The 19,747-nt window shown below is 61.3% G+C and carries 14 protein-coding genes and 1 pseudogene; 6 read left to right on the forward strand and 9 right to left on the reverse strand.

From position 1 onward, the window contains the following. Positions 1-310 precede the first annotated feature (310 nt). On the forward strand, positions 311-1,738 hold the full coding sequence (gene arcD, locus AB4N48_RS04170; RefSeq protein WP_150637483.1) for an arginine-ornithine antiporter: 1,428 nt from the start codon (positions 311-313) through the stop codon (positions 1,736-1,738). 325 nt (positions 1,739-2,063) lie between these two features. On the opposite strand, the gene AB4N48_RS04175 is transcribed toward arcD, so the two are convergent. From AB4N48_RS04175 to gap, 9 genes and pseudogenes are all read right to left on the reverse strand, one after another. After that, positions 2,064-3,413, reverse strand: coding sequence for a CoA transferase (locus AB4N48_RS04175; RefSeq protein ID WP_460094851.1), 1,350 nt, complete (start codon positions 3,411-3,413; stop codon positions 2,064-2,066). A 191-nt stretch (positions 3,414-3,604) separates the two neighbouring features. Continuing rightward, positions 3,605-4,360 (reverse strand): methyl-accepting chemotaxis protein, encoded by a 756-nt coding sequence (locus AB4N48_RS04180; protein ID WP_371699605.1) that lies wholly within the window; start codon positions 4,358-4,360, stop codon positions 3,605-3,607. Between the two features lie 150 nt (positions 4,361-4,510). Continuing rightward, a pseudogene (locus tag AB4N48_RS04185) lies at positions 4,511-5,806 on the reverse strand (methyl-accepting chemotaxis protein); the annotation flags it as partial. A gap of 105 nt (positions 5,807-5,911) precedes the next feature. Next, positions 5,912-6,322, reverse strand: coding sequence for a YbaN family protein (locus tag AB4N48_RS04190; RefSeq protein WP_423664060.1), 411 nt, complete (start codon positions 6,320-6,322; stop codon positions 5,912-5,914). 161 nt (positions 6,323-6,483) lie between these two features. After that, positions 6,484-7,080 carry a biliverdin-producing heme oxygenase gene (locus AB4N48_RS04195; RefSeq protein ID WP_423664062.1) on the reverse strand — a complete coding sequence of 199 codons (597 nt, stop codon included), beginning with the start codon at positions 7,078-7,080 and terminating at the stop codon, positions 6,484-6,486. A gap of 109 nt (positions 7,081-7,189) precedes the next feature. Then, complete coding sequence (locus tag AB4N48_RS04200; protein WP_423664064.1) at positions 7,190-9,775, reverse strand: TonB-dependent receptor; 2,586 nt, start codon at positions 9,773-9,775, stop codon at positions 7,190-7,192. 122 nt (positions 9,776-9,897) lie between these two features. Next, complete coding sequence (locus tag AB4N48_RS04205) at positions 9,898-10,863, reverse strand: FecR family protein (RefSeq protein ID WP_423664066.1); 966 nt, start codon at positions 10,861-10,863, stop codon at positions 9,898-9,900. A 101-nt stretch (positions 10,864-10,964) separates the two neighbouring features. After that, positions 10,965-11,492, reverse strand: coding sequence for an RNA polymerase sigma factor (locus AB4N48_RS04210; protein WP_095181483.1), 528 nt, complete (start codon positions 11,490-11,492; stop codon positions 10,965-10,967). 199 nt (positions 11,493-11,691) lie between these two features. Then, positions 11,692-12,693, reverse strand: a complete 1,002-nt coding sequence (gene gap / locus AB4N48_RS04215; protein ID WP_016773526.1) for a type I glyceraldehyde-3-phosphate dehydrogenase — start codon at positions 12,691-12,693, stop codon at positions 11,692-11,694. Between the two features lie 220 nt (positions 12,694-12,913). On the opposite strand from gap, the gene edd reads away from it, so the two are divergent. The 5 genes from edd to AB4N48_RS04240 all read left to right on the forward strand — a co-directional run bounded on the left by edd (position 12,914) and on the right by AB4N48_RS04240 (position 19,632). Then, the gene (edd, locus tag AB4N48_RS04220; RefSeq protein ID WP_016773527.1) at positions 12,914-14,740 is read left to right on the forward strand and encodes a phosphogluconate dehydratase; all 1,827 of its coding nucleotides are present in this window, start codon (positions 12,914-12,916) and stop codon (positions 14,738-14,740) included. Further along, a complete protein-coding gene (locus AB4N48_RS04225) occupies positions 14,737-15,696 on the forward strand; it encodes a glucokinase (protein ID WP_056787957.1) in 960 nt (319 codons plus the stop codon). The genes edd and AB4N48_RS04225 overlap by 4 nt, the downstream gene beginning before the upstream one ends. A gap of 179 nt (positions 15,697-15,875) precedes the next feature. After that, the gene (locus AB4N48_RS04230; RefSeq protein WP_016773529.1) at positions 15,876-16,607 is read left to right on the forward strand and encodes a response regulator; all 732 of its coding nucleotides are present in this window, start codon (positions 15,876-15,878) and stop codon (positions 16,605-16,607) included. Then, positions 16,597-18,066 carry an ATP-binding protein gene (locus tag AB4N48_RS04235; protein WP_056787959.1) on the forward strand — a complete coding sequence of 490 codons (1,470 nt, stop codon included), beginning with the start codon at positions 16,597-16,599 and terminating at the stop codon, positions 18,064-18,066. Before AB4N48_RS04230 ends, AB4N48_RS04235 begins: the two co-directional genes overlap by 11 nt. Before the next feature lie 306 nt (positions 18,067-18,372). Further along, positions 18,373-19,632: a D-mannose isomerase gene (locus tag AB4N48_RS04240; RefSeq protein ID WP_460094853.1), complete on the forward strand. Its 1,260-nt coding sequence runs from the start codon at positions 18,373-18,375 to the stop codon at positions 19,630-19,632. The last annotated feature ends 115 nt before the right edge of the window (positions 19,633-19,747 follow it).

Consider the following 19,747-nt stretch of genomic DNA (forward strand, 5'->3'; position numbering starts at 1 on the left):
ATAACACTGTGCTCTGGAAGGCCCGTCCCAGAGCCGTTTCGCTGACGCAATTGGGAATAGCAATTAATGCTTTGGAACTATGACGCTAGTTGCTTTTCCGCGTTTGGCAAATGTCCGTCATCTGTTTTCAGTACAGAATTGAATAATCAAGATTGGCGCACAAAACTGACTTAACGTGCTAAGCGTTATCGTGGTCGGCTATATATAACGGTGCGAAATTGGCCATTACCTGATAAACGTCATCTACCCTTAGGCTTTTAGTCGGCTGTTGTTACAAATAAACAACAACGGCTCTTTCAAGGAGATCTGCATGTCGCAACCGACGCAAAAGCTGCGCCTTGGTGCGTTGATCGCGCTGGTGGTGGGGTCGATGATCGGCGGGGGGATTTTCTCGTTGCCGCAAAACATGGCGGCGCGCGCCGATGCCGGGGCGATCCTGATCGGCTGGGGCATCACCGCGATCGGCATGCTGACGCTGGCCTTCGTCTTTCAGACCCTGGCCAATCGCAAGCCGGAGCTGGACTCGGGCGTCTACGCCTACGCCAAGGCCGGGTTCGGCGACTACATGGGCTTTTCGTCGGCGTGGGGTTACTGGATCAGCGCCTGGCTGGGCAACGTCGGCTATTTTGTGTTGCTGTTCAGCACTCTCGGTTATTTCTTTCCGGTATTCGGCCAGGGCAACACGCCGATCGCCATCGGCTGCGCCTCGCTGCTGTTGTGGGCGGTGCATTTTCTGGTGATGCGCGGGATCAAGGAGGCAGCGCTGATCAACCAGTTGACCACCGTGGCCAAGGTCGTGCCGCTGATCATGTTCATCGTCATCGCTGCCGTGGCATTCAAGGCTGACATCTTCACCCGCGACATCTGGGGCCGCAGCAACCCGAATTTCGGCGGGGTGATGGATCAGGTGCGCAACATGATGCTGGTCACCGTGTTCGTGTTCATCGGCATCGAAGGCGCCAGCGTCTATTCGGCTCGCGCAGAAAAACGCAGCGACGTCGGCCGTGCCACGGTCATCGGTTTTATCGGCGTGCTGGCGCTGCTGGTGCTGGTCAACGTGCTGTCGCTGGGCATCATGAGCCAGCCGGAACTGGCCAATCTGCAAAACCCATCACTGGCAGCGGTGCTCGAACACATCGTCGGGCCGTGGGGTGCGTTGCTGATCAGCGTCGGGCTGGCGATTTCGCTGTTGGGCGCGTTGTTGTCATGGGCTTTGCTGTGCGCGGAAATCCTCTTCGCCACGGCCAAAGACAAAACCATGCCGGCGTTCCTGAAGAAGGAAAACAAGAACCACGTGCCGGTCAACGCGCTGTGGCTGACCAATGTGATGATCCAGATTTTCCTGCTGATCACATTGTTCTCGGCGGGTACTTACACCAGTCTGATCTATCTGGCGTCGTCGATGATTCTGGTGCCGTATTTGTGGTCGGCGGCCTATGCGGTGCTGCTCAGCGGGCGCGGCGAAACCTACGAACACGCCTCGGCGGAACGTACCAAGGATCTGCTGATCGGCGGCATCGCCCTGGTTTACGCGGTGTGGCTGTTGTATGCCGGGGGAGTGAAATATCTGCTGCTGTCGGCGCTGCTGTATGCGCCGGGGGTGATCCTGTTTGCCAAGGCCAAGCGTGAACAGGGGCAGCCGGTGTTCACTACGGTGGAAAAGGGGATTTTTGCTTGCGTGGTGATCGGGGCGGGGCTGGCGGCGTATGGGTTGTATAGCGGGGTGTTGTCGTTGTGATCTGAAAAGCAGCCCCTCACCCTAGCCCTCTCCCAGAGGGAGAGGGGACCGACCGAGGTGTCTGGCGCTATACGTCGACCTGAGCGATCGAGTTGATTATGGATTCGACGAAAATCTTGCACGTCGGCGTAACTCTCCAATATCCCCCAATCAGTCCCCTCTCCCTCTGGGAGAGGGGACCGACCGAGGTGTCTGGCGCTATACATCGACCTGAGCGATCGAGTCGATTATGGATTCGACGAAAATCTTTCACGTCGGCGTAACTCTCCAATATCCCCCAATCAGTCCCCTCTCCCTCTGGGAGAGGGCTAGGGTGAGGGGCTTCTCATGGCCAACACGGAGGATGCGAGCCCAACTCCGTCGCCGGCCAATTCCACCGCACCGCCGTCCCGCTGATCTGCAGCGGCACGCGCAACCTCCGCGCCGGTCCCCACGCGGTGTGTTCAATCGCCGGATCCTGATCCAGCGCGTCTTCGGCCCGCAGCGGGTCATGCGTTCCCGGCCCATGCTCAAGCAACAGCTTCGCCGTCCGTGCCAGCGACAACCGCGCCGAACCCCCGCGACCGCTGGCCAGTCGTTCAGTCAGCAATCTGATCGCACTCGCCGCCATCAGATACCCGGTCGCATGATCCAGCGCCTGCACCGGCAGCGGCGTCGGTTTATCGCTGTGCCTCCAATGCTGTCCGGCCTCGGCAATGCCGCTGCTCATCTGCACCAGGCTGTCGAAGCCCCGGCGGTTCTGCCAGGGGCCGCTCCAGCCGTAGGCATTGAGGCAGACGTCGATCAGCCCCGGTGCCAGTTGCCTTCGGCGTTCAATACCAAACCCCAGATGTTCCAGCGCATCGGCGCGATAGCCGTGGAGCAAGATGTCGGCGTCTTGCAATAAACCTTCGAACACTGCGCGATCCGCTGGCACTTGCAGATCCAGCCGCGCACAGCGCTTGCCGACAGTCATTTCCGGAACGACGCCGGGTTCGTTCCAGCTCGGTGGATCGATGCGCAGCACGTTTGCGCCGAGCCCGGCGAGAAAGCGGCTGGCGCTGGGACCGGCGAGCACGCGGGTCAGGTCGAGCACCTTGATCCCGGCCAGAGGTCGTGCGAGCGAGCCTTGCCATGGGCTGCGGTTCTCGTCCGTCTGCTCGATGAATTGCACCAGCGCTTCGGCATTCACCGCCAGCCCCTGCGGATGCTGCTGCCACTGCGCCCAACTGCGCATCTCGGCGGCGCAGCCGTTGGCGTCGACCACTGCTTGTTCCAGATCCGCACTGTCCCATTGCGCGACTTTCGCCGCCATTGCGGCGCGGTCGGCGCAGGCACCGAGCACGCGTTCAGCGGCGGCGCGGTGATGCGGAGCGTTGGTGTGCAGACGGATCCAGCCGTCCCGGGTCGCATAGTCGCCGGCGATCGCGTCCCATAACGGCGGCACCTGCCAGCCGATCGGGCGAAGCGAGGTGGAGAACCAGAACGAGGCCAGGCGCCGGTCGACTGCAACCGCAGGCAAGTGCCCGGTTTGCTGGTGAAGCAATTCGCTGAGCGCTTGGCCGGCAGCGGCGATGCTGGCGCAGGCCAGTTCAGTGACTGCGAACGCCGAGGGCAACGCGCCGTCACCGTTGAAGGGGATCGGCGTGTGGGGCAGGTCGAGTGCGGTTTGGATGGACGTGAGCAGATCAGTCATCGAAGGCCCTCCGGAACGAGAGGGCGATGATAGTGCAAAAGAATCGCGGTTTAGATGAAACCAGGATGTGAACCCGTTTCCCCAGTGGGAGCGAGCCTGCTCGCGAAGGCGTCGTGTCAGTCAACACGGATGTTGGATATGACGACCGCTTCGCGAGCAGGATCGCTCCCACAGGGATTTATGCTGGATTGTTACACGCGGAACTGATCCATCAATTTCATCTGCTGGCTCGCCAGGCTGTTGAGCTGGCTGCTGATCGCTGCCGATTCGGTGGCCTGCTCGGTCAGGGTTTCGGTCACGGTGCGAATCGCCGAGACGTTGCGGTTGACCTCTTCGGCCACGGCGCTCTGTTCTTCGGCGGCACTGGCGATCTGCAGGTTCATGTCGCTGATCACCGTCACCGCGTCGCTGATCTTGCCCAGCGCATCAACGGCCTGACGAATCTGCCCGGCGTTGTTGTGCGCCTGGGTCTGGCTCGAATGCATGGTCGCGACCACGCCACGGGTGCCGGTCTGGATGCGCTCGATGACGATGCGGATTTCTTCCACCGAATCCTGCGTGCGCTTGGCGAGGTTGCGCACCTCGTCGGCGACCACGGCAAAACCGCGACCGCTTTCGCCGGCGCGGGCGGCTTCGATGGCGGCGTTGAGGGCCAGCAGGTTGGTTTGTTCGGCGATGCTGCGGATTACTTCCAGCACCGAGCCGATCTGCTCGCTGTTCACTGCCAGCGCTTCGACCTCGGTCACTGCTTTGCTGACCTCATCGGCGAGTTGATTGATGTCGCGGGTGCTGCGCTCGATGATCGCCATACCGTCCTTCGCGGACTGATCGGCACCCTTGGCCGCATTGGCCGCGTTCGAGGCACTGTTGGCGACGTCGTGGGCGGTGGCGCTCATTTCGTTGGAGGCGGTGGCGACCTGATCGATTTCGCGGAACTGCACCTGCATGCCTTCGCTGGTCTGGCGGGCAATTTCCGACGACTGATCAGCCGTGCCACGGGCTTCGGTGATGCTCTGTTTGATCTGCGCGATGGTCGGCTGAAGCTTGTCGAGGAAGCGGTTGAACCAGTTCACCAGTTCGCCCAGTTCGTCTTTCTTGCTGTAGTTCAGGCGCTGGGTCAGATCGCCTTCGCCGCTGGCAATGTTCTTCAGCATGTCGGCGACGCTGTTGATCGGACGGGTGACGCCGGAGGCGGTGAGCCAGATCAGCAGGAGGCCGACCAGACCGGCCACGCCCGCCACCAGCAGGGCAGTGATGACGCCGGTTTGTTGCGCGTCATCCAGCACCGCTTGCAGTTTCACCGAGTCGGCCAGCAGCACGTGCTCGGGCAGGTCGATGACCACGCCCCAGGCACGCGAATTGCCGATCGGATCGACCGGGTAAACCGCGCGAATCAGCTCGCCCTGTTGGAGAATTTTTGCCGTGCCGCTGCCGACCAGTTGCAATACATCCTTGCCGTCAGCGCCGAGGGTGTCGCCGATTTTTTTGCCGACCCGCGTCGCGTCAGCACTGTCGGCCGCCAGCACGCCGCTGCCGGAGACGATCAGCATATGCCCGGCGTTGTTGAACAGGCTGCGCTGCGAGTCGACGGCGGCGGCTTGCAGGGCGTCGAGCGCGATGTCGACACCGACCACACCGATCGCTTTGCCGTCGACCATCACTGGCACGGAAATGGTCGTCATGAGCATTTCCTTGCCACCGACGGTGTCGGCATACGGGTCGAGCAGGCAGGTGCGCTTGTTGTCGCGAGGGCAGGTGTACCAACTGTTGTACGGCGTGCCGCTGACGCTGAGGGTGGTCTTGGTCAGGTCATCTTCGACCATGATCGTATTCAGTGCGGCGCCGGCGGCACGACTCCAGTACGAGGCGAATCGCCCGGCTTCGTTGGACTGCCGCGCGGCATCGTTGGCGAATTCGCTGTCCTTGCCGTCGAGGCCGTTGGGTTCGAAGGCCAGCCAGATACCGAGGACTTTATCGTTGCGCTCGAAAGCGGTTTTCAGGCTCTGGTTCAACTCTTCACGAACAGCGCCGGCTTCGAGCGAACGCTTGGCCGCCATCGTCCGCAGATCCTTGATCTGGTCGGCGAGGGCGGTGACCACGAGCAGGCTTTCACCAAAGGTTTTCTGCACCCGCACCGCTTGCTCGGCGGCCTTGGCCTGCAGCAGGTTCTGCACGCTGGCGGTCAGTAACTGGTTGCTGGATTGACTGACCAGCGCGTCGTTCTGGTTGGTCTGGTAGATGTTCATGCTGACGATCAGCACCACCACTCCGAGCAGGCACAGGCCGGAGAGCAGGACGATTTTCAGGCGAATGGAAAGAGAGTCGAACATGGGGCGATCTCGCGAATGGAATAAACAGGTGGCTGGGCCTGAAGCCCGGTTTGCCAAATCCATTCAGCGCCATTCAATCCTCATCGGCGTCGAGCGAAACGGCATGAGGCGCTCGCCGACGGACGGTCGCCGCTAAACGTTTGCGCAGGGGAAAGTGCTGAAAAGGCTTTAATTACAGGGATGTTTCACTACCGCGGCGGGCGTCTCCGGGCGCGACCAGATCCACAGGTTGCCCAGGCCCATGCCGGCAATCGCCAGATAGATCGGCCAGCCGTGATCGAGCATCACCAGCATCAACGTCGCACACAGCAGCATGCTGACGGTGGCGCTGACTTTGGCCGTACGCGCGATGATCCTGCCGTTGCGCCAGTTACTGAGGATCGGCCCGAACAGGCGATGATTTTCCAGCCACGCACTCAGGCGCGGCGAACTGCGGGTCGCGGCCCACGCGGCTAAAAGGATGAACTCGGTGGTCGGCAGACCGGGCACGACGATGGCGACCAGGCCAATGCCGAGGCTGACATAGGCCAGCAGGCCGAACAGCAGACGGGCGAGTTTTGATGGGGCGGGTGCGGGCATGGGCTCGAGGTGGTTTCTGGAGCGGAACGGAGATCTTACAGATTTGTGGTGAGCTCTGTGGGAGCGAGCCTGCTCGCGAAAGCGGTTGATCAGGCACATTGATGTTGAATGTGCTGCCGTCTTCGCGAGCAGGCTCGCTCCCACAAGTGATAAGAGTTGCTTCAGGCCACTTCGGCTTCTATGGCATAAGCCCGTTCCAGCAGCACGGTGAAGCGGTTGAATGCATCCAGCGCACCTTGCTCAACTTCCGCCTCTTCCTCTGCCGTGAACGGCAACGCATCGAGGGTGCGTACGAAGCTTTTCCAGCCCTCGGCGCGGCCACCTTGCGGTTCAGCCAAATGCCGGGCACCGAAGCTTTCGCTCAGTTCCAGTGCCACCGCACGCTTGATCAAAAACGCCGCGCCGAGCTTGGAACCCTCGGAAACAAAGATCCAGCCCAGCGCCCGCGCCTTGCTCGGGTTTTTCAGCGCGCCGGCCACCGGGGCCGGAACCTCGGTGTCGAGGTCGGCAAGGTCAGCCCTGGCCGCTTCGGCGCGGCAACGGGCCGGCAGATCCGGGATGATCGCGGTCAGTTCGGCATCGTTGTACAGCTCGACCAGTTCCGCCTGGAACAGGTATTGCGCAACGACGAAACGAGCGAAGCTGGCGCGGGTTTCGAACGGTGCGTGGGCTTTGACCAGCGCATCGAGTTTGCTGTGCGGCTCATGGGTGATCTGGTTCAGGCGTTGCGAACGCAGGGCTTTTTCCGAAGTGGTCATGACATGTCCTTGATAAAAGAGGCGCTTGATAACGAGACGTACGGGCGGGCGCCGGACAGTAAAAAAACCTCACTGCGCGGCGAGAACTCGCGCAGTGAGGCCGGGCGGATCAGATGTCCCAGATCAGGTTGATCGCGAAGTTGCGCCCCGGTTGGGTCAGGCGATCAAGGTTGGCCGGTTGCGTCACCGACGCTTCGCCGACGCTGTCGTAACCGCGCACGTCATCCCACAGCCAGTACTTCTTGTCGGTCAGGTTGTAGACGCCGCCGCTGACGGTGAGGTCGTCGGTCACCTTGTAATAGCCGGCCAGATCGAGAATGCCGAAGCCCGGGGTCTTGAACTGACTGCTGACGCCGTCCGGCGACTTGAAGTTGCTGTCGTCGACGCGGTCCTTTTTCTTCACCACGGTCCAGCTCAGCAAACCGCCATAGTTGTCCTGGTCGTAACCGAGACCGAACACGCCGGTGAGCGGATTGACGCTGTTGATCGGCTCGCCGCTGTCGTTGTTGCGACCGTAGGCGTAGGCGATCGAGCCTTGGGTATACAGGCCTTGCGGCGCGCCCAGCGCATCCAGGTTCAAGCGACCTTTGACTTCCGCGCCCTTGATGGTGGCGCGCTTGATGTTGTTGCTCTGGAAGGTCAACTGATCGTCGCCCGGCTTGACCGCGTCCTCGTTGATGAAGTCGCGGTACTTGTTATAGAACACCGCGACGTCGAACGAACCCTGCTCGAAATTCCCGCGCAGGCCGGTTTCGAAGCCTTTGCTCTTTTCCGGCTCGAGGTCGGAGTTGGGCGCTACGGTGTAGCCGGTCGTGTTGTTCTCGAAACGCCCGTACAGCGATTTTGCCGTGGGCGTGCGGAAGCCTTCGGCGTACTGGCCGTACCAGGTGTAGTTTTCCGTCAACGCGTAGGTCAGGCCGAATTTCGGCGAGACTTTGTGCCAGGTCTTGTTCTTGTCGCTGACCGTGCCCTGGCCGTCGGCATTCACGGTGTTGAGGAATTCCTCGGTGATGTGCGGCTTGAGCTGGGTGTAGTCGTAGCGCAGGCCCGGCAGGAAGGTCCAGTCGTTCCAGCTGATCTGATCCTGAGCAAACAGGCTGTAGGTGTTGATGGTCGGATCGGGGAAATCAGAGGCCTTGGCCAGTACGTCCGCCGGACTCGTCGCGCCAATCGCCGTGCAGCCGCGACCGACGGCCACACAGGTGCCGTCGCCGCTGCGTGAGCCGGTGACTTTCTGCTGTTTGATCGTGGTGCCGTAAGTCAGCAGGTGATCGGTGTCACCGATCGCGAAAGACTTGTCCAGTTGCGCGTCGAACACCCACTGTTTTTCTTCGTAGAGCGTGTCGCGGGTACGCAGCACTTTACGAGTGATCGGGTAGTACAACTCTTCGGTGCTCTGGTCGGTCTTGGCGATCTGGTGATTGAGGCTCCACTTGACGTTATCGACCAGCAGGCTGCCGAGGGCGAACGCGTGTTCGATGCCGAAACGCTCGCGGGTGATGGTGTCGTTACCGGTGCGCCACTGGTACATGCCGCCGGGCAGTACGCTGCTCGGAATGGTCGGCGCGCCATTAAAGTACGGGCCGCCGTAGGCACTTTTCTGATCGGTGTCGCGATCGTCCTTGTACTTTTCGTAGGTCAGGCCCAGGCGCGAATCGTCGTTGTAGTTCCAGCCGAGCTTGGCCAGAACGTTGGTTGCGCGCACGTCTTCCGGGTTGGCGGCGGTGCGTTCCAGACCGGTGCCGTTGTGGCTGCCAAAGGATTCGGTTTCATGACCGTCGCGCTGGCTGTAATGCAGCAGACCGTCGAACTCACCGCTGCGGCCAGCGACGGTGGCGGATTTCAGCCAGCTGTCGTCGGCGGAGCTGTAACCGCTTTTCAGACGCGCGCCGACGTCCTTGCCCGGTTTGATGATGTCGTCGGCGTCCAGCGTGTAATAGCTGACCGCGCCGCCAATGGCGTTGCTGCCGTACAGCACCGAGGCCGGGCCGCGCAGAATTTCCACACGCTTGACGATTTCCGGGTCGACGTAGTTGCGCTGGCTTTTGGCGTAGGGGCCGTTGAAGAAGCCGTTGGGGATCTCCACGCCATCGACTTGAGTCAGGATGCGGTCGCCGTCGATACCGCGAATGTTGTAGCCACTGATGCCGCCGCGCTGGCCGGCACCGCCAACGGAAACGCCCGGTTCGTAGCGCACCAGATCCTTGATGGTGTTGACGTTGTTGCGGTCAAGCTCTTGGCGATCATGCACGCTGACCGTCGAGGGCACGCTGTTGACCGACTGTTCCTGGCGAGTGGCGCTGATGGTCACCTGATCGAGATTGAGCGTGCCGCTGCTGTTGCGTTTTTCCAGCACGACATTGTTGTTGCTCAGCTTGCGAAAGCTCAGGTTGGTCCCCACCAACAAGCGCTCGAGGGCTTTCTCCGGCGGCAGCGAACCGCGCACGCCCGGCGACGAAACGTTCTGCCCCAACTCTGCCGGCAAGCCGACCTGCCAACCGGTCACGGCGGTGAAGGCATTCAGTGCCGAAACCAGCGGTTGCTGGCCGATGGCGAAGGCGTAATCGCCCATGTTGCGTGTCGGTTGCTCGGCGGCGGCGAGCAGCGGCGCGGTGCCGGCCATGAGAATGGCCGCAGTCAGCAGCGACAGCACGCGGGAAGGGGAGGAAGTCTGGCGGGTAAGGCGTGAGGACATCGATAGCGCTCCGTGTCGCACGAATCTTTATAGGTGCTGATCGGCATGGTTAGATGCGAATCAATTGCATTGGCTATAACGAGACGTACTGTCGCTGACTATCGAGTAAAAATAATTCTCATTCAGTTAAGGATCACCAGCGCCGGGAATTCCTGCAGGCGCGCCGAGGTGATGTGGGCGAGGGAGCGGACCACGTCGAGCGGCTGGTCGAGACGGTAATTGCCGGTGACGGCGACGTCGGCCAGGTGCTCGTTGTTGTTGATGATCCAGCCCGGGTAGTAGCGGCGCAGCTCGGCCAGCACCTGATTCAGCGGGCAGTTCTCGAACACCAGACGGCCTTCAACCCAGGCCAGATCGGCATTGGCGTCGAGCTTGGCCGGGCGATCAAAACCGTTGGGGCCGATGCGAATGCTTTCCCCGGCACGCAGGCGCACCCGGGCATCGTTGTGGGTGGCGCGCAGATCGACATCGCCACGTTGCACATTCACTTGCGCGACCCCGTCGAGGTAGCGCACGGCGAATGCGGTGTCGTGGACGCTGGCCGTTACCGGACCTGCGTCGATCTCCAGCGGCTGATTGCGCCCGCTGGCGATCTCGAAAAACGCCTCGCCCTGAAACAGCCGGGCCACGCGTTGCTGATCGTTGATGGTGCTGGAAAACGCCGAATTGGTATTGAGCAGAACCTTCGAGCCGTCCTCCAGTTGCAGACGCTGACGCTCGCCGACCACGGTCAGGTGATCCGCTTGAATGCGCATCGGCAAGTTACTGAAACTGAACAGCCCAAGGATCAGCACCGCAGCGGTGGCCAGCGGTTTCCAGTGCGGGCGCAAGCGTTTGAGGAAGGTGATTTTTACCGGTTTTGCCGCCAGAGCCTCGGCGCACAGTGCGACTTGCGGGCCGTCCCAGATGGCCTGGGCCTTGGCGAATGCCTCGGCATTTAACGGATCAGCCGCCAGCCAGGCATGAAATTGCCGGGTCTGTTCCTCATCCGGGCTGCCGAGCACGATGAGCCAGTCCAGCGCCTGGTCCATTGCAGCTGCAGCGTCCCGCGCCGAATCGGGCGAAGGCGAGCGGTGGGTGTCCGTCACGGTGGTTCCTCAGGGCTTCTGGCGAAGCAGTTTCTAGCTTCAAGCTGCAAGCTGCAAGCCGGATGCGTTACCGCTTTTTGTTTTTACTTGTAGCTTGCAGCTCAAAGCTTGCCGCTGCCGTTATGTCGTTCGGCAACACCGATGCAGATCGACATGATCAGTTTCAGTTCTTTCTGCACGGTGCTCAGCGAAACATTAAGTTCATCAGCGATTTCCTGATAGCTGTGCCCGTGCAGGCGGCTGAGGATGAAGATCTGCTGCTGGCGCGGGCTGAGTTGGCTGAGGCTCACGTTCAAACGCTCCAGCAGTTGTTCGGCGTGGGCGGCGTCTTCAGCGCTGCTGGCGGGCGCGGCGATGCTCTGCACGACATCTTGCGGCACGTCGTCGACCATGGTCCGCGCATGAATCTTGCGCGCACGCAAATGATCCAGCGCCAGATTGCGCGCGGTCTGGAAGACAAAGGGTTCAAGGTGATCGATGGCCCGTTCGCTCAACGCCCGGGTCACGCGCAGGTAGGTCTCCTGCAACAGGTCTTCAGCGGTGCTGTGATTGTTGACCATCCGTTCCAGCGTGCGCAGCAGGGAAGTGCGCTGGGCGAGGAAGACATGGTTGAAGCGCGATTGACTCACGGGAGGACCTGATCCATTTCGAGCGAATGATAATGCTTATCATCCAGCTAAATGGTCAAGTGCTGATTTCGAATTGAAATCGGATCTCCTGTGGGAGCGAGCCTGCTCGCGAAGGCGTCGTGTCAGTCAATTCCATATCGACTGACAGACAGCTTTCGCGAGCAGGCTCGCTCCCACAGGGATTGGGGACCGGCCGGGATTATTCGGCGTTACACAACGCCAGGCAGTTATCCAGCATGCGGTTGGAGAAGCCCCATTCGTTGTCGTACCAGGCCAGCACTTTCAGCAACTTGCCGCTGACCTTGGTGTGGTTGGCGTCGAAGATCGACGACAGCGGGTTGTGGTTGAAGTCGCTGGAAACCAGCGGCAAGGTGTTGTAACCGAGAATCTTCGAGTGCTGGCTGGCAGCTTTCAGCAGGGCGTTGACTTCGTCGGCACTGGCTTCTTTCTTCAGTTGCACGGTCAGGTCGACCAGCGACACGTTGATCACCGGTACGCGCACAGCCATGCCGGTCAATTTGCCCGCCAGTTCCGGCAGCACCAGGCCTACCGCTTCGGCTGCGCCAGTCTTGCTCGGGATCATGTTTTGCGTGGCCGAGCGGGCACGGTACGGGTCGCTGTGATAGACGTCGGTGAGGTTCTGGTCATTGGTGTAGGCGTGGATGGTGGTCATCAGGCCGCTTTCGATGCCCAACTCGCGATGCAGCACCTGCGCCACTGGCGCGAGGCAGTTGGTGGTGCACGAAGCGTTGGAAATGATCTGGTGCGACTGACGCAGAATGTCGTGGTTGACGCCATAAACGACGGTGGCGTCGGCGCCTTTGGCCGGGGCAGAAATGATCACCTTGCGGGCGCCGGCGCTGATATGCGCGGCGGCTTTGGCACGGTCGGTGAACAGACCGGTGCATTCGAACACTACGTCGATTTTTTCTGCGGCCCAGGGCAGGTCGGCCGGGTTGCGAATGGCGCTGACCGCGATGCGGTCGCCATTGACCGTCAGGCTTTCGTTATCGTGCGCCACTTCGGCGTCGAAAGTGCCGTGAACGGTGTCGTATTTGAGCAGATGGGCATTGATCGAACTGTCACCCAGATCGTTGATCGCGACGATCTGCAGGTCTTGACGATAGCCTTGGGTATACAGTGCGCGCAGGACATTACGGCCAATGCGGCCAAAACCATTGATTGCAATTCGAAGAGTCATGGAACAGCGCCGCCGTCGTTTTGTTGTTGGAATTACAAGATTATTCGCATAAAAATAGAAAACAAGCCTTTTTAGTGGCAATATTTTGTTTTATCTACAACGAGTGACCTGAATCAACTGGTCCGAATGGTCAAAAAAGCCGTCTGTCATTCCAACAACAACGGCGTTTGATCAGCATAGACAATCAGGTCGCCACATCCGTTAGCCTGGAGTTCTACACATGCATCCCCGCGTTCTTGAGGTCACCGAACGGCTTATCGCCCGCAGCCGCGCCACGCGTCAGGCTTACCTTGCATTGATTCGCGGCGCCGCCACCGACGGCCCGATGCGCGGCAAGCTGCAATGCGCCAACTTCGCCCACGGCGTGGCCGGTTGCGGCACTGAAGACAAGCACAGCCTGCGGATGATGAACTCGGCGAACATCGCCATTGTGTCTTCGTATAACGACATGCTCTCGGCGCACCAGCCGTACGAAGTTTTCCCGCAACAGATCAAGAACGCCCTGCGCGAAATCGGCTCGGTCGGTCAGTTCGCCGGCGGCACTCCGGCCATGTGCGACGGTGTGACCCAAGGCGAGCCGGGCATGGAACTGAGCCTGCCGAGCCGCGAAGTGATCGCGATGTCCACCGCCGTGGCGCTGTCGCACAACATGTTTGACGGCGCGCTGATGCTCGGCATCTGCGACAAGATCGTTCCGGGCCTGATGATGGGTTCGCTGCGTTTCGGTCATCTGCCGACCATTTTCGTACCGGGCGGGCCAATGGTGTCGGGGATTTCCAACAAGGAAAAAGCCGACGTCCGCCAGAAGTACGCCGAAGGCAAGGCCACCCGCGAAGAGCTGCTGGAATCGGAGATGAAGTCCTACCACAGCCCGGGCACCTGCACCTTCTACGGCACCGCCAACACCAATCAGTTGCTGATGGAAGTCATGGGCCTGCACCTGCCGGGCGCCTCTTTCGTCAACCCGAACACACCACTGCGCGACGCCCTGACCCGCGAAGCCGCGCATCAGGTCACGCGCCTGACCAAGCAGAACGGCAACTTCATGCCGATCGGCGAAATCGTCGACGAGAAGGCGCTGGTCAACTCCATCGTTGCCTTGCACGCCACCGGCGGCTCGACCAACCACACCTTGCACATGCCGGCCATCGCCATGGCCGCTGGCATTCAACTGACCTGGCAGGACATGGCCGACCTTTCCGAAGTCGTCCCGACCCTGAGCCACGTCTATCCGAACGGCAAAGCCGACATCAACCACTTCCAGGCAGCGGGCGGCATGTCGTTCCTGATCCGCGAACTGCTCGGCGCCGGCCTGCTGCATGAAGACGTCAACACCGTGCTCGGCCATGGCCTGAGCCAGTACACCAAAGAGCCGTTCCTCGATAACGGTGAGTTGGTCTGGCGCGAAGGGCCGACCGACAGCCTCGACGAAAACATCCTGCGTCCGGTATCCCGTGCGTTCTCGCAAGAGGGCGGCTTGCGGGTGATGGAAGGCAACCTCGGTCGCGGCGTGATGAAGGTTTCCGCCGTTGCGCTGGAGAACCAGATCGTCGAAGCACCGGCGATGGTCTTCCAGGATCAACAGGATCTGGCGGACGCATTCAAGGCCGGTCTGCTGGAGAAGGATTTTGTTGCCGTGATGCGCTTCCAAGGGCCGCGCTCCAACGGCATGCCGGAGCTGCACAAGATGACGCCATTCCTCGGCGTACTGCAGGATCGCGGCTTCAAAGTGGCGTTGGTGACTGACGGGCGCATGTCCGGAGCGTCGGGGAAAATCCCCGCAGCGATTCACGTCAGCCCGGAAGCTTATGTCGGTGGCGCTTTGGCGCGCGTGCAAGAGGGCGATATCATCCGCGTCGATGGCGTCAAAGGCACCTTGGAACTGAAGGTCGACGCCGCCGAATTTGCAGCGCGCGAACCTGCCAAGGGCCTGTTGGGCAACAATATTGGCAGCGGCCGCGAGCTGTTTGGCTTCATGCGCATGGCCTTCAGCTCGGCGGAGCAGGGCGCCAGCGCCTTCACTTCTGCCCTGGAGACGCTTAATTGAAACTGGCTTTGGTCGGTGACATCGGAGGCACCAACGCGCGGTTCGCGTTGTGGCAAAACCAGCAACTGCAATCGGTTCAGGTGCTGGCCACGGCCGACTTCGCCAGCCCGGAAGAGGCAATCGCTCTGTACCTGAGCGGGCTCGGCCTGGCGCCGGGTTCGATCGGTTCAGTGTGCCTGTCGGTGGCAGGTCCGGTGAGTGGCGATGAATTCAAGTTCACCAACAATCACTGGCGGCTCAGCCGCAGCGCGTTTTGCAAGACCTTGCAGGTCGAGCAGTTGTTGCTGACCAACGACTTCTCGGCGATGGCGCTGGGCATGACCCGCTTGCAGCCGGGCGAATTCCGCGTGGTCTGCGAAGGCACGCCGGAGCCGTTGCGCCCGGCGGTGGTGATCGGCCCCGGCACTGGCCTGGGTGTCGGCACCTTGCTCGATCTCGGCGAAGGGCGCTTTGCCGCGTTGCCGGGCGAGGGCGGCCACGTCGACCTGCCGCTGAGCAGTCCACGCGAAACGCAACTGTGGCAACACATCTACAACGAAATCGGCCATGTCAGCGCGGAAACCGCGTTGAGCGGCGGCGGCCTGCCTCGACTGTACCGGGCGATCTGCGCGGTGGATGGTCATGAGCCTACGCTTGAAACGCCGGAAGCGATCACCGCCGCTGGCCTTGCCGGTGACCCGATCGCTTTGGAAGTGCTCGAGCAATTCTGCTGCTGGCTCGGCCGCGTTGCCGGCAACAACGTGCTCACCACCGGCGCGCGCGGCGGGGTGTTTATCGTTGGCGGGGTGATTCCCCGCTTCGCCGATTTCTTCCTCGCCAGCGGCTTCGCCCGCTGCTTCGCCGACAAAGGCTGCATGAGCGACTACTTCAAAGGCATCCCGGTGTGGCTGGTGACGGCGCCGTACTCCGGCCTGGTCGGCGCCGGCGTGGCGCTGGATCAATCAATCCCGACCTGAAATGCAATCCAATTGTGGGAGCGAGCCTGCTCGCGAAAGCGGTGTGTCAGTCAACAGATCTGTTGAATGTTAAAACCGATTCGCGAGCAGGCTCGCTCCCACAAGGGTTTCTGTAGTGTCTGTTAGTTTGATGCTTAAGGCATAATCCGCCCAACTCCAACAACAAGGATGCCTTCGAAGTGAGCTCAGTCAACAAGTCGATATTGTTGGTCGATGACGACCAGGAAATACGCGAGTTGCTGGAAACCTACCTGACCCGCGCCGGGTTCCAGGTGCGGGCCACCGCCGATGGTGCCGGTTTTCGTCAGGCGCTCAACGAGGCGCCGAGCGATCTGGTGATCCTCGATGTCATGCTGCCCGACGAAGACGGCTTCAGCCTGTGCCGTTGGGTACGCCAGCACCCGCGTCAGGCACAGGTGCCAATCATCATGCTGACTGCCAGTTCCGACGAAGCCGACCGCGTGATCGGTCTGGAACTCGGCGCCGACGACTACCTTGGCAAACCGTTCAGCCCGCGCGAACTGCAAGCGCGGATCAAGGCCCTGCTGCGCCGCGCACAGTTCGCCCACGAACGCAGCGGCAGCGAAGTGCTGGTCTTCGACGACTGGCGCCTGGACACGGTCAGCCATCGGCTGTTCCACACTGACGGCGAGGAAGTGATCCTTTCCGGCGCCGATTTCGCTCTGCTGAAACTGTTCCTCGATCATCCGCAGCAAATCCTCGACCGCGACACCATCGGCAACGCCACCCGTGGCCGCGATCTGATGCCGCTCGATCGCATCGTCGACATGGCCGTCAGCCGTTTGCGCCAACGCTTGCGCGACACCGAAAAACCGCCACGGTTGATCCGCACCGTGCGCGGCAGCGGCTATCAGTTGGCAGCCAATGTGGTTGCCGGCAATGCTCACTGAGTCGCTGCGCAAATTCGCCAGTCGCATACCGGTGCCGCGCTCGCTGCTCGGGCGGATGCTGCTGCTGACTCTGCTGGCGGTGCTGTTCGCGCAGACGCTGTCGAGCGTGATCTGGGTGTCGCAACTGCGCGCCACCCAGCTCGAAGGCCTGGTCACCAGTGCCCGCAGCCTGGCGCATTCGATGACCGCCAGCGTCAGCTATTTCCGTTCCTTGCCTGTGGCCTATCGGCCGCTGGTGCTCGATCAATTGCGCAGCATGGGCGGCACCCGGTTTGTCGTGACGCTGAACGACAAGCCGCTGGGCATGGACGTGCTGCCGGTGACGCCGCGCAAGGCTGCGGTGATGCAAGCGGTGGACGAAGTGCTGCGCCAGTCTCTGGGCCATGACACGGATATTTCGGTGACCTTCGTCAGCCCCGAAGACCTGCGCATTTTCAACGCAGGGCTGAAACTTGATGAATTGCCGCGCTCCTGGGCGCACTACGCGTTGACGCTTGAACCGGTGAATCCGCCGGTGCTGGTCACGCAGATTCAAATGGCCCCGGGCGAATGGCTGTACATCGCCTCGTTGCTGCCCGAGCCGTATACCAGTCTCGAAGAACAAGGCCTGCCGGCGCAGCAGGTGTGGTTTATCGTCCTCACCAGCGGCTTTCTGTTGTTGTTCATCGGCCTGCTGGTGCACTGGCAGAGCCGGCCGCTCAAGCGTCTGGCGCGGGCGGCGCGGGATCTGTCGCTGGGCGCGGATGTCGAGCCAGTGGCGGAGGGCGGTGGCAGTGAAGTGGTCGAAGTTGGCCGCGCGTTCAACACCATGCGCGAACGCATCAGCCGCTACCTGACCGAACGCAGCCAGTTGTTCAGCGCGATTTCCCATGACCTGCGCACGCCGATCACCCGTCTGCGCTTGCGCGTCGAACTGCTCGAAGACGAACAGCTGCAAGCCAAGTTCGGCCGCGATCTGGATGAGCTGGAGCTGCTGGTCAAAGGCGCGTTGCAATGCGTGAAAGACACCGACATCCACGAGAACATCGAGCCGGTGGATCTCAATCATGTCCTCGATTGCCTGGTCGAGCCGTATCTGGCGCCGAACGGCAATGGCCGCGTCACCCAGCATGGCCGCGCGCTGTCGGCATACCCGGGCAAACCGCTGGCGCTCAAGCGCTGCATCGGCAACCTGATCGACAACGCCTTGAAGTACGGGCAGAACGCGCATCTGCACATCGATGACGATGACAGCGCGTTCGTTTTGCACGTCGACGATGAAGGGCCGGGTGTGCCGCAGCAGCGGCTGGAGCAAGTGTTCGAACCGCACTTCCGTTTGGCGGGACAGCAGCAGGGCTACGGATTGGGACTGGGCATTGCGCGCAACATCGCCCATAGCCATGGCGGCGAGGTGACGTTGCAGAACCTGCGTGAGGGTGGGTTGCGGGTGACGTTGCAGTTGCCTCGGTCTGTGGATTAACCCCGAAAAGCCCCTCACCCTAGCCCTCTCCCAGAGGGAGAGGGGACCGATTGGGGGATGCTGCTGAGGTGCGCTGACCTGTAAATGCGGTGGTGAATCCATAATCGCCAATATTTTTCAGGTCGACGGAGGACGCAAGACACCTCGGTCGGCCCCCTCTCCCTCCGGGAGAGGGTTGGGGTGAGGGTGCTTTTGCTCTTCTCTTTTGTCACGAGCCAGTGACAAACCCCGCCCCCTTCGTTACAAGCCCGCCCCGGGCCGTTGTTTAGACTGCCCGCAGTCCTAACAACAAAAAAGGGTCACGCCATGGACACCTTTCACCCAGACTTCAGCAGTTGGCTGAACGCCCCTGCCCACCAGCAATGGCTAGCCGCCGAAGGCCTGCGTCTGCTGGATTTCGCCAAGGCATCACGACTGCCCGAAGGCTTCGGCAACCTCGACGAACGCGGCCGTTTGCCTGCGCACGCACAAGCCGAGACCATGAACACCGCGCGCATGACCCACAGCTTCGCCATGGCGCACATTCAGGGCCTGCCGGGGTTTGCCGAGCTGGTCGACCACGGTATCGCCGCGTTGCGCGGGCCACTGCGTGATGCGTTGCACGGCGGCTGGTTTGCAGTTGCCGAACACCGCGACGACAACACCGGCAAGAACGCCTATCTGCACGCCTTTGTCGCGCTCGCCGCCAGCTCCGCCGCCGTCGCGCAACGGCCCGGCGCCCAAGCTTTGCTCGATGACGCAATCGACATCATCGACACTTATTTCTGGAGCGAAGAAGAGGGCGCCATGCGCGAATTCTTCAACCGCGACTGGAGCGAAGAAGAAGCCTATCGCGGCGCCAACAGCAACATGCACGCGACCGAAGCATTCCTCGCGCTGGCCGATGTCACCGAAGATCCGCGCTGGCTGGTGCGCGCCCAGCGCATCGTCGAGCGGGTGATCCATGGCCACGCTGCGGCCAACGGTTACATGGTCATCGAACACTTCGATCGCGACTGGCAACCGCTGCGCGAATACAACCACGACAACCCCGCCGACGGTTTCCGTCCTTACGGCACCACGCCGGGCCACGGTTTCGAATGGGCGCGCTTGCTCCTGCATCTTGAAGCCGCGCGAGTGCAGGCCGGCATGCTCACGCCGGGCTGGCTGGCCCTGGATGCGCAAAAACTCTTCGAAAACAATTGCCGCCACGGCTGGAATGTCGATGGCGCGCCGGGCATCGTCTACACCCTCGACTGGGATAACCAGGTCGTCGTTCGCCATCGCCTGCACTGGACGCACGCCGAAGCCAGCGCCGCCGCCAGCGCCTTGCTCAAACGCACCGGCGACGCGCAATACGAAGCCTGGTACCGACTGTTCTGGGAATTCTGTGAGACGAATTTCATCGACCGTTGCAACGGCAGCTGGTACCACGAACTCAATCCGCAGAATGTGCCGAGTGCCGATATCTGGCCGGGCAAGCCCGATCTGTATCACGCCTGGCAGGCTGTGCTGATTCCACGATTGCCGCTGGCGCCAACCATGGCCACGGCTTTGGCGCAGTCGTCCCGGCCTGTTGCTGTGTAACCATGTCGTGACATTTACGCGTCCCTTCGTTACCTGCGAAGCGAAACGCTCTGTTTAAACTCCGTGCAGCGCAAGCACCAGACTTGCAATGCATAACAACAAGAAAGGTACATCT

It is taken from the genome of Pseudomonas sp. S2_C11, from assembly GCF_054668395.1.

Coding starts and splice junctions, on each gene's coding strand:
- AB4N48_RS04240 (WP_460094853.1), top strand. CDS start 18,373: ATGGACACCTTTCACCCAGACTTCAGCAGTTGGCTGAACGCCCCTGCC.
- AB4N48_RS04180 (WP_371699605.1), bottom strand. CDS start 4,360: ATGCAGGTGCAGTTCCGCGAAATCGATCAGGTCGCCACCGCCTCCAAC.
- AB4N48_RS04235 (WP_056787959.1), top strand. CDS start 16,597: ATGCTCACTGAGTCGCTGCGCAAATTCGCCAGTCGCATACCGGTGCCG.
- AB4N48_RS04190 (WP_423664060.1), bottom strand. CDS start 6,322: ATGCCCGCACCCGCCCCATCAAAACTCGCCCGTCTGCTGTTCGGCCTG.
- AB4N48_RS04200 (WP_423664064.1), bottom strand. CDS start 9,775: ATGTCCTCACGCCTTACCCGCCAGACTTCCTCCCCTTCCCGCGTGCTG.
- AB4N48_RS04195 (WP_423664062.1), bottom strand. CDS start 7,080: ATGACCACTTCGGAAAAAGCCCTGCGTTCGCAACGCCTGAACCAGATC.
- arcD (WP_150637483.1), top strand. CDS start 311: ATGTCGCAACCGACGCAAAAGCTGCGCCTTGGTGCGTTGATCGCGCTG.
- AB4N48_RS04175 (WP_460094851.1), bottom strand. CDS start 3,413: ATGACTGATCTGCTCACGTCCATCCAAACCGCACTCGACCTGCCCCAC.
- gap (WP_016773526.1), bottom strand. CDS start 12,693: ATGACTCTTCGAATTGCAATCAATGGTTTTGGCCGCATTGGCCGTAAT.
- edd (WP_016773527.1), top strand. CDS start 12,914: ATGCATCCCCGCGTTCTTGAGGTCACCGAACGGCTTATCGCCCGCAGC.